This window comes from Pseudomonas putida (genome assembly GCF_050990305.1).
Taxonomy (GTDB): Bacteria; Pseudomonadota; Gammaproteobacteria; order Pseudomonadales; family Pseudomonadaceae; genus Aquipseudomonas; species Aquipseudomonas putida_AH.
The window spans coordinates 3127260-3142358 of record NZ_CP158817.1; the positions used below are offsets into that span (position 1 = coordinate 3127260).

Consider the following 15099-nt stretch of genomic DNA (forward strand, 5'->3'; position numbering starts at 1 on the left):
AGGAGTTAGAAACCATGAAATTCGTCAAAACCCTGTTGGCCGCTTCACTGGCCATGACCTTGGCCGCCCACGCTCAGGCCGCCGTATCGCCGCAGGAAGCCGGCAAGCTGGGCACCAGCCTGACCCTGGTAGGCGCCGAAAAAGCCGCCAACGCCGACGGCTCGATTCCAGCCTATGCCGGTGGCTTGACCACGGCCCCGGCCGGTTACAAGAGCGGCGACAGCATGCGTCCGGACCCGTTCGCCAACGAAAAACCGGTGCTGGTGATCGATGGCAAGAACGTCGACCAGTACAAAAACATGCTGACGGCCACCACGGTCGAACTGGCCAAGCGTTTCCCGACGTTCCGCGTCGATGTGTTCCCGACCCACCGCACCGTGGCCTTGCCGCAAGCAGTGCTGGACAACAGCGTGAAAAACGCCACGGGCGCCAAGTCCCTTGAAGGCGGCCTGGCCATCGACAACGTATTGCCTGGCGTGCCGTTCCCGATCCCGCAATCGGGCGCCGAAGCGATGTGGAACTTCCTGCTGCGTTACCAGGGCGTCAACATCAACTCCAAATACGACTCGTGGAACGTTGACTCGGCCGGTGTGCCAAGCCTCGCGATCACCGGCCAGGCGTTCATCACCTATCCGATCTACGAGAACATGTCGCAGCCAATCACCAGCTCCGACGTGTACTACCAGATGAAGCTGTATTACACCGGTCCAGCACGTCGGGCCGGTGAGTCGATCATGCTCAAGGACGCCACCAACCCGCTGGCACAGCCACGTCGCGCCTGGCAATACCTGCCGGGGCAGCGTCGGGTGAAACTGGCACCGAACCTGGCCTATGACACGCCAAACCCAGGCACAGCCGGCGCGGGCACCTACGACGACGTGTTCGTGTTCAACGGCGCGCTGGATCGCTACGACTGGAAGCTGGTCGGCAAGCAAGAAATGATCGTGCCGTACAACACCTACAAGTTGACCTACGCTCAGGACCCGAAAAGCCTGACCACCGCCAACCACATCGCGCCTGATTTCGTGCGTTGGGAAAAACACCGCGTGTGGGTGGTCGAGGGCAACCTCAAGGCCGGCGCCCGTCACGTCTACCAGAAGCGTCGCTTCTACCTGGATGAAGACAGCTGGGCCGCTCTGGCATCCGACCAGTACGACGCTCGTGGTCAGCTCTACCGTGGTTCCTTCGCGTTCCTGAGCCAGAGCTACGACAAACAGGTTCCAGACTCCACCCCGTTCATGATCTACGACCTGGTCGGCGGCGCTTACAACATCAACGGTGTGGTTGGCCCATACGGCGGCATCCACTACATCAACTCGCTGTCCAACGCGCAGTGGTCGCCGGAATCCCTGGCGGGCGCCGGCATTCGCTAAGCATCGGGTTTGAACGCCGGGTCGCCTGCGGGCACCCGGCGCAGTTTTCTTATGAGGACGCCGTATGTATTCGTTCAAGAAGTGCGTGCCGCTGCTGATGGGCGCCGCGCTGGCTCTGTCGCAAGGATTCGCTCAGGCTGCCGCCTACGTCGACGTGCTTGATCTGCCCGCCAAGCCCAGTGCCCTGGCCGTGCGCAGCCCCTTGCTGGACGCGACCCGTGCCGGCGACCGACTGGTTGCCGTGGGCCAGCGAGGCCACATTCTTTTTTCCGATGACGCCGGCCAGCAATGGCGCCAGGCCGCCGTTCCAGTCAGTGCCGACCTCAATGCCGTGTACTTTCCCTCACCCAAGAACGGCTGGGCCGTCGGCGGCGATGGTGTAGTGCTGCACAGCAGCGATGGCGGCGAAACCTGGGACAAGCAACTTGATGGACGCCAGATCGGCGACGTGCTGGTCAAGCATTACTCGGCATTGGCCCAGGCTGAGCCCGACAACGAGCAATGGCCGTTATTGGTCGCCGATGGTCAGCGACTGGTCGAGGAGGGCGCCGACAAGCCCCTGCTGGATGTCTGGTTTGCCGACGACAACATCGGCTACGTGGTCGGTGTGTTCAATCTGATCCTGCGTACCGAAGACGGTGGCAAGCACTGGACACCGTTCCAGGACCGTACCGAAAACCCGCAGGGCTTTCACCTCAACGCCATTGCCTCCACGGGCGATGGGCTTTACATCGCCGGCGAACAAGGCCTGCTGATGAAATGGGATGACGCCGGGCAACGCTTCAAAGCCTTGCAGACCCCCTACCAGGGCAGCTTCTTCGGGGTGATCGGCAAACCCGGCGAAGTGCTGGTTTACGGGTTGCGCGGACATGTGTTGCGCAGCACCGATGGCGGCGCCAACTGGACGCTGCTGGAGACCGGCCTGCAAGTCAGCATCACCGCGGCGGCTCAGGGCAATGACGGCCGCTTCCGGTTGTTCACCCAGGCCGGGCACGAGTTGCTCAGCCAGTCTGCCGCGACTCGACTGCAACTGATCGCCCAGCAAAACCAGTCCCCCGTGGCAGGTGCAGTGCAGGCTGCCGATGGCTCGCTGATCGTGGTCGGCAGTCGTGGTGCGCGGTCGCTTTCCAAAGAATAAGAACCAATAAAATCAGAGCGGGTACCCACCTATGGGCAATATTCAGCAAGACACCATGCCGGTGATTGGCGACTTGCGTGACTTCGATCACCGTTCGGGCAATCGCCTGGAACGGTGGGTGTTCAACCACCGTCCGGTGTTCATGCTGCTGATGGCGATGATCACCGTGTTACTGGGCTACATGATGGCAACCCGCCTGGAGTTGCGCCCAAGTTTCGAGAAGATGATTCCGCAGAGTCAGCCGTACATTAAGAATTTCCTCGAGAACCGCCAATCGCTGCGCGGCCTGGGGAGTTCGGTACGGGTCGTGGTGGAGAACACCCAGGGTGACATTTTTGACCCCGAGTACCTGAACGTACTCAAGCAGGTCAACGATGAGTTGTTCCTGACCGAAGGCGTCGACCGTGCCTGGATGAAGTCCCTGTGGAGCCCGGCGGTACGCTGGACCGAAGCCACCGAAGAGGGTTTCCAGGGCGGCCCGGTGATGCCTGATGCCTACAAGGGTACCCCTGGAGACATCGAGCAGTTACGGCAGAACATCAACCGCGCCGGCATCGTCGGCAGCCTGGTGGCCAGCGACTTCAAGTCCACCATGTTGATCGTGCCACTGCTGGACAAGGCCTCGGCCACCGGCCATGGCATCGACTATCACAAGTTTTCGCGGATGCTCGAAGAGCGCCTGCGCGACAAGATCGAGTACGCAGGCGCAGAGCACAAGGCCGGGGAAGAGGGCAAGGGCCATTACAAGGTCCGCGTGATCGGCTTCGCCAAACTGGTGGGTGACCTGATCGACGGCCTGATCCAGGTGATGATGTTTTTCGGCCTGGCCGTGGTGACCTCGCTGGTCATCATCTATGCCTACACCCGTTGTGTGCGCAGCACGCTGCTGGTGGTTGGCTGTTCATTGATCGCGGTGGTCTGGCAGCTGGGCATTGTCGCCTGGCTGGGCTATGCCATTGATCCGTACTCGGTACTGGTACCGTTCCTGATCTTTGCCATCGGCGTGTCCCACGCCGCGCAGAAGATGAACGGCATCATGCAGGACATCGCCCGTGGCACCCATAAGCTGATTGCCGCGCGCTACACCTTCCGCCGCCTGTTCATTGCCGGGGTCACCGCGTTGCTGGCCGACGCCGTGGGCTTTGCGGTACTGATGCTGATCGACATTCCGGTGATCCAGGACCTGGCCATTACCGCCAGTATCGGTGTCGCGGTGCTGATCTTTACGTCGCTGTTGCTGATGCCAGTGGCACTGTCGTACGTGGGCGTTGGCAGCAAGGCCGCCACCCGTGCGTTGAAAATCGACACCCGCGCCGCCGAGCATCGCGGATTCGGCAAGCTGTGGGACATGCTCGACCGCTTCACCACGCCGAAGTGGGCGACGGGCACGGTGCTGGTTGCCCTGGTGCTGGGCATTGTCGGTTTCATGGTCAGCCTGAACCTGCAGATCGGCGACCTCGACAGCGGTGCGCCGGAGCTGCGTGCTGACTCGCGTTACAACCGCGATAACGCCTACATCACCAGTCACTATGCGCTGTCCAGCGATCTGTTCGCGGTGATGATCAAGACGGCTCCCGAAGGTTGCCTGAACTACCAGACACTGATCCTGGCTGACCGCCTGGCGTGGGAGTTGCAGCAGGTGCCGGGCGTGCAGGCCACCTCATCGCTGGTCAACGCGGTGCGCCAGATCACAGCCGGTACCTTCGAGGGTAACCCCAAGCTCAACAGCATTCAGCGCAACCAAAACGTATTGAACTATGCCGCGCAACAGGCCTCGGTCAACGCCCCGGAACTGTTCAACACCGACTGCTCGCTGATGCCGGTGATCGCCTTCCTCAAAGACCACAAGGCGCAAACCCTGGATGCCGTGGTGGCTGTCGCCGATCGCTTCGCCAAGGAAAACAGCACCGCCGATCGCCAGTTCCTGTTGGCCGCCGGCAGCGCCGGGATCGAAGCTGCCACCAACATCGTGGTGCGCGAAGCCAACCACACCATGCTGCTGTACGTGTACGCGGCGGTGACGCTGTTCTGCCTGATCACCTTCCGTAGCTGGCGGGCAACCGTTGTAGCGCTGTTGCCGCTGATCCTGACGTCGATCCTGTGCGAAGCGCTGATGGTGGTCATGGGCATTGGCGTGAAGGTGGCTACCTTGCCGGTGATTGCACTGGGGGTCGGGATTGGCGTGGACTACGCCTTGTACCTGCTCAGCGTGCAGCTGCAATACCAGCGTCAGGGCATGCCGTTGGCGCAGGCCTACCGCAACGCGGTGTCGTTCACCGGACGGGTCGTCGGACTGGTCGGCATTACCCTGGCCGCGGGCGTGGTGTGCTGGGCCTGGTCGCCCATCAAGTTCCAGGCCGACATGGGCATCCTGCTGACCTTCATGTTCCTGTGGAACATGCTCGGTGCACTGATCCTGATCCCGGCGCTGTCCTATTTCCTGCTGCGAAAAGTCAAACCGACTGCAGCAAAGTCCACCGAACCTGTGGTGGAGCGTGTTGGCGTTCACTCCTGAGGAGTGTCACTTCCATTGACCAGGGCCAATTGGATGGCCCTGACATTGCCTGAGTCTTTCAAACATGTCTGATTACAAAGCACCCCTGCGCGACATTCGTTTCGTACTCAACGAAGTTTTCAACGTTTCCGAGCTGTGGGCTTCCATGCCGGCGCTGGCCGAAGTGGTGGACCAGGACACGGCCAACGCCGTGCTCGAAGAAGCCGGTAAAGTCGCGGCAGGTCTCATTGCTCCGCTCAATCGCAGTGGCGACGAGCAAGGCTGCGCGTGGCGCGATGGCGAGGTGACGACGCCCGAGGGCTTTGTCGAGGCTTATCGTGCCTTTGCCGAGGGTGGCTGGGCTGGCGTGGGCGGTGATCCGGCGTACGGCGGCATGGGTATGCCCAAGGTGATTGGCGCCCAGGTCGAGGAAATGGTCAACGGTGCCAACCTTTCGTTCGGCCTGTACCCGATGCTGACCGCCGGCGCCTGCCTTGCACTCAATGCCCACGCCAGCGAAGAACTGAAGGCGGCGTACCTGCCGAACATGTACGCCGGCGTCTGGACCGGGTCCATGTGCCTGACCGAGCCGCACGCCGGCACTGACCTGGGGATCATCCGTACCAAGGCCGAACCTCAGGCCGACGGTTCCTACAAGGTCAGCGGTACCAAGATTTTCATCACCGCGGGCGAGCACGACCTGGCCGAAAACATCATTCACCTGGTGCTGGCCAAGCTGCCGGACGCCCCGGCGGGCCCGAAAGGCATTTCGCTGTTCCTGGTACCGAAATTCATGGTCAATGCCGACGGCAGCCTGGGCGGGCGAAACCCGGCCAACTGCGGTTCGATTGAACACAAGATGGGTATCAAGGCCTCCGCGACCTGCGTGATGAACTTCGACGAAGCCGTGGGTTATCTGGTCGGCGAGCCGAACAAGGGCCTGGCGGCGATGTTCACCATGATGAACTACGAGCGTCTGGGCGTCGGCATCCAGGGCCTGGCCACGGGTGAGCGCTCCTACCAGAACGCTGTTGAGTACGCCCGTGACCGTCTGCAAAGCCGCTCGCCAACCGGCGCGCAAAACAAGGACAAAGTCGCCGATCCGATCATCGTCCACCCGGACGTGCGTCGCATGCTGCTGACCATGAAAGCGGCGAACGAAGGCGGTCGTGCGTTTTCCACTTACGTGGCTATGCAACTGGACACCGCCAAGTTCAGTGAAGACACCGAGACGCGTAAGCGTGCGGAAGAGCTGGTGGCGCTGCTGACTCCGGTCGCCAAGGCGTTCCTGACGGACATGGGCCTGGAGACCACTGTTCACGGTCAGCAAGTGTTCGGCGGTCACGGCTACATCCGCGAATGGGGCCAGGAGCAACTGGTGCGCGACGTGCGCATCACCCAGATCTACGAAGGCACCAACGGTATTCAGGCCCTGGACCTGGTGGGGCGCAAGATCGTCGGTAATGGCGGGGAGGCCTACAAATTGTTTGCCGATGAGATTCGTCACTTCGCTGCCACGGCGGACATCGGCTTGGCCGAGTTCACCAAGCCGCTCGAAGCGGCGCTGGATAACCTCGACGAACTGACCGCGTGGGTACTGGATCGCTGCCAGGCCAATCCACAAGAGATCGGGGCCGCTTCGGTGGAGTACTTGCAGGCATTCGGCTACACGGCTTACGCCTACATGTGGGCACTGATGGCCCAGGCGTCATTGGGCAAGGAAACGCAAGACGATTTCTACGCCAGCAAGCTGGGCACGGCACGCTTCTACTTCGCCCGCCTGCTGCCACGGATTCACTCGTTGAGCGCCTCGGTGAAAGCCGGTAGCGAATCGTTGTTCCTGCTCGACGCCGCGCAGTTCTGACAACGAACCATCCATTTGACTCGGACTTCTGTGGGAGCGGGCTTGCTCGCGAATGCTTTCGGTCAGTTGACTCATTACTGATTGACCCGACGCTTTCGCTTGCAAGTCGAATCGTCGCACCGCCGCTCCCACAGGAGCAACCAATAGCAACAGGAAGCTTTGACTGTGGTGACCACAAAAATAATCCCGCCGGCACCAGGTGCCTACACCTATCCCTTGTTGATCAAGAGCCTGTTGCTCTCCGGCGGTCGTTATTCGCCCGATCAGGAAATCGTCTACGCGGACAAGCTGCGCTACAACTACCGCACGCTCCATGAGCGCATTCAGCGCCTGGCCGACGCGCTGACCCGTGCCGGCGTCAAGGCAGGGGATACCGTGGCGTTGCTGGATTGGGACAGCCACCGTTATCTGGAATGTTTTTTTGCCGTGCCGATGCTTGGCGCGGTCTTGCACACGGTGAACATTCGTCTTTCGGCGGACCAGGTGCTCTACACCATGAACCACGCCGAGGATGACCTGGTGCTGGTGCATGACGACTTCCTGCCCCTGATGGAGCAGATCCAGGATCAGCTGACCACCGTCAAGGGCTTCATCCAGCTCAGCGACGGCGAAGCGCCCTCGGCCAAGCTGCCGGTACTGGGTGAATACGAAAGTCTGCTGGCCAGCGCCGAACCGCATTTCGACTTCCCGGACTTCGACGAGCAGTCCGTCGCCACGCTGTTCTACACCACCGGCACCACGGGCGATCCGAAGGGCGTTTACTTCACCCATCGCCAATTGGTGTTGCACACGCTCAATGCCGTGGGCGCCCTCGGCGTGTATCAAGGTCGGCCGCTGCTGCGCTCTGACGACGTGTACATGCCCATCACCCCGATGTTCCACGTCCATGCCTGGGGCGTGCCTTATGTCGCGACCTTGATGGGCATCAAGCAGGTGTACCCCGGTCGTTATGAACCCAACGCCCTGGTGCGGTTGTTCCGCGAAGAGAAGGTGAGTTTTTCCCACTGCGTACCGACCATTCTGCAAATGATCCTGGGCTGCGATGAAGCCAGCCACACTGACTTCAGGGGCTGGAAGATGCTCTTGGGCGGCAGTGCCTTGACCCATGGTCTGGCCGACCTCGCGACGGAGCGGGGTATGCATGTCTACGCCGGCTACGGTATGTCGGAAACCTGCCCGTTACTGTGTCTGGCGCACTTGAGCGATGCCGAACTCGATCAGCCGTTGCACGACCAGGTCGCCGCGCGGATCAAGACCGGTGTGGCGGTGCCAATGGTGGATTTGAGGATCGTCGATGCCGACGGCAATCAAGTCGCTCACGATGGCGAGTCGGTGGGCGAGATTGTGGTCCGTGCGCCGTGGTTGACCCAGGGCTACCTGAAGTCGCCCGAGCAAGGCGCACAGCTCTGGGAAAGCGGCTGGATGCACACGGGTGACATTGCCTCGATCGACGCCCGGGGCGTGGTGGAAATCAAGGACCGGATCAAGGACGTGATCAAGACGGGCGGGGAGTGGATCAGCTCGCTGGAGCTGGAAAGCCTGATCAGCGAACACCCGGCCGTGGTCTCGGTGGCAGTGGTCGGCATCCCTGATGCGCAGTGGGGCGAGCGGCCCGTGGCACTGGTCGTATGTGCGCCGCAAGTGTGCATCAGTTCGCAGCAACTGTCGGTGCATCTGCAGCAGTATGTCGAGAGTGGCCGGATCAACAAATGGGCGATCCCGAGGCAAATCCGGATCGTGACCGACATCCCCAAAACCAGCGTCGGGAAAATCAACAAGAAGTTGATTCGCGAGCAGTTCGAAGTCTCTTGACCCTGGATGCACCGATCATTCGACATGGATGTTGAATGTGCCGGCCTCTTCGCGGGCAAGCCTCGCTCCTACCGGGTTGTGTAGTGCACCGATCAAGCTGTAGGAGCGAAGCTTGCTCGCGATAGCGGTGTGTCATTCAACATGGATGTTGAATGTGCCGGCCTCTTCGCGGGCAAGCCTCGCTCCTACGGGATTGTGGGGTGCAGCGATCAAGCCGTAGGAGCGAAGCTTGCTCGCGATAGCGGTGTGTCATTCGACATGGATGTTGAATGTGCCGGCCTCTTCGCGGGCAAGCCTCGCTCCTACCGGGTTGTGTAGTGCACCGATCAAGCTGTAGGAGCGAAGCTTGCTCGCGATAGCGGTGTGTCATTCGATATGGGTGTTGAAGGTGCCGGCCTCTTCGCGGGCAAGCTTCGCTCCTACAGCTTGATCGGTGCACTACACAGCCCCGTAGGAGCGAAGCTTGCTCGCGATAGCGGTGTGTCATTCGACATGGATGTTGAATGTGCCGGCCTCATCGCGGGCAAGCCTCGCTCCTACAGGGCTGTGTAGTGCACCGATCAAGCTGTAGGAGCGAAGCTTGCTCGCGATAGCGGTGTGTCATTCGATATGGGTGTTGAAGGTGCCGGCCTCTTCGCGGGCAAGCCTCGCTCCTACAGGGCTGTGTAGTGCACCGATCAAGCCGTAGGAGCGAAGCTTGCTCGCGATAGCGGTGTGTCATTCGACATGGGTGTTGAATGTGCCGGCTGATCGCGGGCAAGCCTCGCGCCTACAGGATTGTGTGTGGGTTAATCCAGATGCTCGGGATTGACTGGGTCGCCGGATTTCATGTTCAACTGCACCCTTACATCTTCGAACATCGCGTCGTAGTGTTTGTGAATCGAACCGATGCTGCTCAGTGCCTTGGGAATGCCATATTTCTCGGCGATTTTCGTCACGTTGCTGGCGAAGTTGTAGGCCTGATCCTTGGGCAGGAAGAACGGGTCATCGACCGTCTTGCCCTGGATCGTGCCATGCATCCTGAATTGCATGCCTTTGCCTTCCTTGGGGTCCGATTCGACCTTGTAATCGATGTAGATGTTGTAGCTGACATCTTTATCGTTCAGCGCGTGGCGCTCAATGTGCAAATGACCGGGCGTGAACGTAGCCATTGTTACTTCTCCTTCAAAGGCATTTAAGTAGGGCAGACCCTCGATCTGCCCTGGTATTTTCTTCTTATACGCGCTGTTTAAACATAGCTGATGCCTGATTTCTCGGTAGAGATGCGGGTACCAGCCTTGCCCTGGACAATCGCTTCGATGTCCGAGAGTGAACCGATCACCGCGACTTTCCCGGTGTTGCGCGCGAATTCGCAGGCTGCCTGCACTTTTGGCCCCATGGAGCCGGCGGCGAAGCCCAGTTTTTCCATTTCGTCAGGGTGGGCCTGGGCAATGGCTTTCTGGGTTGGCTTGCCGTAGTCGATATAGGCACCGTTGACGTCAGTGGCGATGACCAGCAAATCGCTTTCCAGCTGTTCGGCCAGCAGCGCCGAGCACAGGTCCTTGTCGATCACCGCCTCCACGCCTTCGAGTTTGCCGGGCGAGGTGTACATGGTCGGAATGCCGCCACCGCCAGCGCAGATCACGATGCTGCTTTTTTCCAGCAACCACTTGATCGGGCGAATCTCGAAAATGCGCTTGGGTTTGGGGCTGGCCACCACGCGGCGATATTTGTCGCCGTCCGGGGCAATCGCCCAGCCTTTTTCGGCGGCGAGTTTTTCTGCATCAGCCTTGGAGTACACCGGGCCGATGGGTTTGGTGGGGTTCTTGAACGCCGGGTCATTGGCATCGACTTCGACCTGGGTCAGCAGGGTGGCGAACGGCACCTCGAAGTCCAGCAGATTGCCCAGTTCCTGTTCGATGATGTAGCCGATCATGCCTTCGGTTTCCGCACCGAGCACGTCCAGCGGGTAAGGGGTCACGGAGGTGTAAGCCGCCGCTTGCAGCGACAGCAGGCCGACTTGAGGGCCATTGCCGTGGGCGATGACCAGTTGGTTGCCGGGATGGATCTTGGCGATCTGTTCGGTGGCGATCCGGATATTGGCGCGCTGGTTGTCAGCGGTCATGGGCTCACCCCGGCGAAGCAGGGCGTTACCGCCCAGAGCAACGACGATACGCATGATGCAAGTCCTTTGAGAGTTCGGTGATCCCGTAGGAGCGAGGCTTGCCCGCGAATGGGTTTTTGCGGTGTGTCAGGCCGACCGCCTCGCGGGCAAGCCTCGCTCCTACAGGTAAAAACAGCAGGTCGCGTAGTTCGACCTGCCGATTTAGTTACAGGTCAGCCAGGGTCGACACCAGGATCGCCTTGATGGTGTGCATGCGGTTTTCCGCTTGCTCGAAGGCGATGCAGGCTGGCGACTCGAACACGTCATCGGTCACTTCAATGCCGTTCTTCAGGTTCGGGTATTGCTCGGCGATCTGCTTGCCGACCTTGGTGTCGCTGTTGTGGAACGCCGGCAGGCAGTGCATGAACTTGGTGCGTGGGTTGCCGGTGGCTTTCATCAGCTCGGCATTGACCTGGTACGGCAGCAGTTGTTGGATACGCTCGGCCCAGGCTTCAACAGGCTCGCCCATCGACACCCACACGTCGGTGTGGATGAAGTCCACGCCTTTGACCGCAGCTTTCGGGTCTTCGGTCAGGGTGATGCGGGCACCGCTTTCTTCACCGTATTTTTTGCAGCGTGCGACCAGGTCGTCATGGGGCCACAGGGCTTTCGGTGCGCAGATACGCACGTCCATGCCCAGCTTGGCACCGATCAGCAGCAGCGAGTTACCCATGTTGTTGCGGGCATCGCCCAGGTAGGCGTAGCTGATTTCGTGTACCGGCTTGTCGGCGTGTTCGCGCATGGTCAGCACGTCGGCGATCATTTGCGTCGGGTGGTATTCATCGGTCAGGCCGTTGAACACCGGGACGCCGGCAAACTTGGCCAGTTCTTCGACGATTTCCTGCTTGAAGCCACGATATTCGATCGCGTCGTACATGCGCCCCAGCACGCGGGCGGTGTCCTTCATGCTTTCCTTGTGGCCGATCTGCGAGGAGTTCGGGTCGATGTAGGTGACGTTGGCCCCCTGGTCATAGGCGGCGACTTCGAAGGCGCAACGGGTGCGGGTCGAAGTTTTTTCGAAGATCAGGGCGATGTTGTTGCCCTTGAGGTGCTGTTGTTCGGTGCCGGTGTATTTGGCGCGCTTGAGATCACGGGACAGGTCGAGCAGGTAGCGCAATTCGCGAGGGGTGTGGTGTTCCAGGCTCAGCAGATTGCGGTTATGAATATTGAACGCCATTTTGGATCTCCTAAGGTGTGGGCCAGGCCGCGCGTCCTGTGGGACGGCGGCCGAGGGTTAATAGGTTAGTAGTCGATTGGATCGCGGATGATCGGGCAGGTCATGCAGTGGCCGCCGCCACGTCCGCGGCCAAGTTCGCCGGCGCTGATGGTGATGACTTCCACACCGGCCTTGCGCAGCAGGGTGTTGGTGTAGGTATTGCGGTCGTAACCGATGACCACGCCAGGCTCCACGGCCACCACGTTGTTACCGTCGTCCCACTGTTCGCGTTCGGCGGCGAAGCTGTTGCCGCCGGTTTGTACGACGCGCAGCTCTTTGAGGTTGAGGGCCTTGGCCACGACGTCGAGGAAGTGGCCTTCTTCGCGGCGGATGTCGATGCCGCCTGGTTTGCTTTCGTCCGGACGCAGGGTGAAGCCGACGATTTGGTTCACCACTTCAGGGAAGATGGTTACCAGGTCGCGGTCGCAGAAACTGAACACGGTGTCCAGGTGCATCGCTGCGCGGGATTTCGGCAGGCCGGCGACCACGACTTTTTCCACGGCCTTGTTCTTGAACAGGTTGATCGCCAGTTGGCCAATGGCCTGGCGTGACGAACGTTCGCCCATGCCGATCAGGACTACACCGTTGCCGATTGGCATCACGTCGCCGCCTTCGAGGGTCGAAGCGCCGTGGTCCTTGTCCGGGTCGCCGTACCAAATCTGGAAGTCGGCGTTGGTGAATTGCGGGTGGAATTTATAGATGGCGGTGGTCAGTAGGGTTTCCTGACGGCGCGCCGGCCAGTACATCGGGTTGAGCGTCACGCCGCCGTAGATCCAGCAGGTGGTGTCGCGGGTGAACTGAGTGTTGGGCAGGGGCGGCAACAGGAAGCTTGAGTGGCCGAGGAAGTCGCGGAACATCTGAATGGCCTTGCCACCGAATGCATCCGGCAGGTCATCGGCCGAAACGCCACCAATCAGGAACTCGGCAATCTGGCGGGGTTCCAGGCTGCGCAGCCAGGAGCCCACTTCGTTGATCAGGCCCACCCCGACGGTATCGGGGGTGATTTTGCGCGAGAGAATCCAGTCGAGCGCCTCTTTATTGCTGACGATGTCGGTCAGCAGGTTGTGCATTTCCAGTACTTCGATGCCGCGTTCACGCATCTTGGTGACGAAGTCGAAGTGATCACGCTTGGCCTGGGCGACCCACAGCACATCATCGAACAGCAATTCGTCGCAGTTGTTCGGCGTCAGCCGCTGGTGGGCCAGGCCGGGGGAGCAAACCATGACTTTGCGCAGTTTGCCGGCTTCGGAATGAACGCCGTACTTAACTTTTTCCGTGGTCATTTCAATGTTCCTCCAGTTAAGAATTCTTCGGGGCTTACAGCGTCAGGAAGCCGTCATACAGCCCATAGGCCGCCACCACGGCACCTACGACTACGGCTGCAAAAATCAGCTTCTCGATATTGGTGAAAACAGGTTTTTTGAGTTCCATCTTGGCCTTGGCGAACAGGATCACGCCGGGGGCATAGAGCAGGGCGGACAGCAGCAGGTACTTCATGCCGCCGGCATAGATCAGCCAGATCGCGTAGATCAGGGCGATCGCGCCAATCAACAGGTCCTTGCTGCGATCGCCACTATCGTTTTCATAACTCTCGCCCCGTACCGCCAGCAGCAGTGCATAAGCCGCCGACCACAGGTATGGCACCAGAATCATCGAGGTGGCGAGGTAGATCAGCGACAGATAAGTACTGGCAGAAAACAGGGTGATGATCAGGAACAGCTGCACCATCGCGTTGGTCAGCCACAAGGCGTTGACCGGTACATGGTTGGCGTTTTCCTTGCGCAGGAACTCCGGCATGGTGTGGTCTTTCGCGGCGGCGAACATGATCTCCGCACACAGCAGTACCCACGACAGCAGGGCCCCCAACAGCGAGATGATCAGACCAACGCTGATCAGTACCGCACCCCAGTGACCGACCACATGCTCGAGCACCGCCGCCATCGAAGGGTTCTGCAGTTTGGCCAGTTCCGGTTGGGTCATGATGCCCAGCGACAGTACGTTCACCAGTACCAGGAACAGCAACACGGTGATGAAGCCGATCACGGTGGCCTTACCAACGTCGCTGCGTTTTTCCGCCCGGGCCGAGAAGATGCTCGCGCCTTCGATACCGATGAACACCCACACGGTGACCAGCATCATTTTGCGCACCTGGTTCATCACACTGCCCAGGTCCGGGTTTTTCACGCCCCAGATGTCAGCGGTGAAGATGTCCAGTTTGAAGGCGAAAATCGCGATCAATACAAACAGCAGCAGCGGAACGATCTTGGCAACCGTGGTCACCAGGTTGATGAACGCCGCTTCCTTGATCCCTCGCAATACGAGGAAATGCACGGCCCAGAGCAAGACCGAGGCGCCAATGATGGCGGCCACCGTGTTGCCTTCCCCAAAAATCGGAAAAAAGTAACCGAGGGTGCTGAACAGCAGTACGAAGTACCCCACGTTGCCCAACCAGGCGCTGATCCAGTACCCCCAGGCGGACGAGAAGCCCATGTAGTCGCCGAAACCGGCCTTGGCGTAGGCATACACACCGCCGTCCAAGTCAGGCTTTCGGTTGGCCAGTGTCTGGAAGACAAAGGCCAGGGTCAGCATGCCGACTGCGGTGATCGCCCAGCCGATCAACACCGCGCCAACGTCGGCACTGGCGGCCATGTTCTGGGGCAAAGAGAAAATCCCGCCGCCAATCATGGAACCGACAACCAACGCTACCAATGCGCCTAGTCGCAATTTTCCGGGGGTATCTGACATGGTGTGCCTCCATTGCGGGATAAAGAGAGTAAACAGCTTAGTGTTCTTCGCTATTCAAAAACTGACTTGGATCAATGCCCGGCCGCCAATGCTTGCCAATTAATCTCAATTTGAAAAATTGATGCCGATTTATGCCTGTAACCGGGAGAACCCCTTTCCAGAGGGCTCGGCCAATGCTAGATAACCACAAACGGGGTCTATTGAAGTTTAGACGCTAGTTCGTTTTTCCGTTTTGTAAAGTTCAAATGGGTATATTTGCAATTTCGCTGTCTTCCAACACGTTGGCTATTTCGGCATAAGGCGCTTAGAGTGAT

The 15099-nt window shown here is 59.8% G+C and carries 10 protein-coding genes; 5 read left to right on the forward strand and 5 right to left on the reverse strand.

Annotation, left to right across the window (positions count from 1 at the left end; genetic code table 11):
• Nucleotides 1-14 precede the first annotated feature (14 nt).
• From ABTV22_RS14135 to ABTV22_RS14155, 5 genes are all read left to right on the forward strand, one after another.
• On the forward strand, nucleotides 15-1373 hold the full coding sequence (locus tag ABTV22_RS14135) for a DUF1329 domain-containing protein (RefSeq protein WP_433741030.1): 1359 nt from the start codon (nucleotides 15-17) through the stop codon (nucleotides 1371-1373).
• Nucleotides 1374-1437: 64 nt separating this feature from the next.
• Complete coding sequence (locus ABTV22_RS14140; RefSeq protein ID WP_433741032.1) at nucleotides 1438-2511, forward strand: WD40/YVTN/BNR-like repeat-containing protein; 1074 nt, start codon at nucleotides 1438-1440, stop codon at nucleotides 2509-2511.
• A 31-nt stretch (nucleotides 2512-2542) separates the two neighbouring features.
• The gene (locus ABTV22_RS14145; RefSeq protein WP_433741034.1) at nucleotides 2543-5026 is read left to right on the forward strand and encodes an efflux RND transporter permease subunit; all 2484 of its coding nucleotides are present in this window, start codon (nucleotides 2543-2545) and stop codon (nucleotides 5024-5026) included.
• 64 nt (nucleotides 5027-5090) lie between these two features.
• Nucleotides 5091-6869 carry an acyl-CoA dehydrogenase C-terminal domain-containing protein gene (locus tag ABTV22_RS14150; RefSeq protein ID WP_433741036.1) on the forward strand — a complete coding sequence of 593 codons (1779 nt, stop codon included), beginning with the start codon at nucleotides 5091-5093 and terminating at the stop codon, nucleotides 6867-6869.
• A 165-nt stretch (nucleotides 6870-7034) separates the two neighbouring features.
• Nucleotides 7035-8681 (forward strand): fatty acid--CoA ligase, encoded by a 1647-nt coding sequence (locus tag ABTV22_RS14155; protein ID WP_433741038.1) that lies wholly within the window; start codon nucleotides 7035-7037, stop codon nucleotides 8679-8681.
• Nucleotides 8682-9469: 788 nt separating this feature from the next.
• Here the strand turns inward: ABTV22_RS14155 and ABTV22_RS14160 are convergent.
• From ABTV22_RS14160 to arcD, 5 genes are all read right to left on the reverse strand, one after another.
• The gene (locus ABTV22_RS14160; RefSeq protein WP_433741040.1) at nucleotides 9470-9832 is read right to left on the reverse strand and encodes a DUF5064 family protein; all 363 of its coding nucleotides are present in this window, start codon (nucleotides 9830-9832) and stop codon (nucleotides 9470-9472) included.
• 77 nt (nucleotides 9833-9909) lie between these two features.
• The gene (gene arcC / locus ABTV22_RS14165) at nucleotides 9910-10839 is read right to left on the reverse strand and encodes a carbamate kinase (RefSeq protein ID WP_433741041.1); all 930 of its coding nucleotides are present in this window, start codon (nucleotides 10837-10839) and stop codon (nucleotides 9910-9912) included.
• Nucleotides 10840-10990: 151 nt separating this feature from the next.
• Nucleotides 10991-12001 (reverse strand): ornithine carbamoyltransferase, encoded by a 1011-nt coding sequence (locus ABTV22_RS14170; RefSeq protein ID WP_433741043.1) that lies wholly within the window; start codon nucleotides 11999-12001, stop codon nucleotides 10991-10993.
• A gap of 65 nt (nucleotides 12002-12066) precedes the next feature.
• Nucleotides 12067-13323, reverse strand: a complete 1257-nt coding sequence (gene arcA / locus ABTV22_RS14175) for an arginine deiminase (RefSeq protein WP_433741045.1) — start codon at nucleotides 13321-13323, stop codon at nucleotides 12067-12069.
• A gap of 34 nt (nucleotides 13324-13357) precedes the next feature.
• Nucleotides 13358-14785, reverse strand: coding sequence for an arginine-ornithine antiporter (gene arcD / locus ABTV22_RS14180; protein ID WP_433741047.1), 1428 nt, complete (start codon nucleotides 14783-14785; stop codon nucleotides 13358-13360).
• Nucleotides 14786-15099 lie beyond the last annotated feature (314 nt).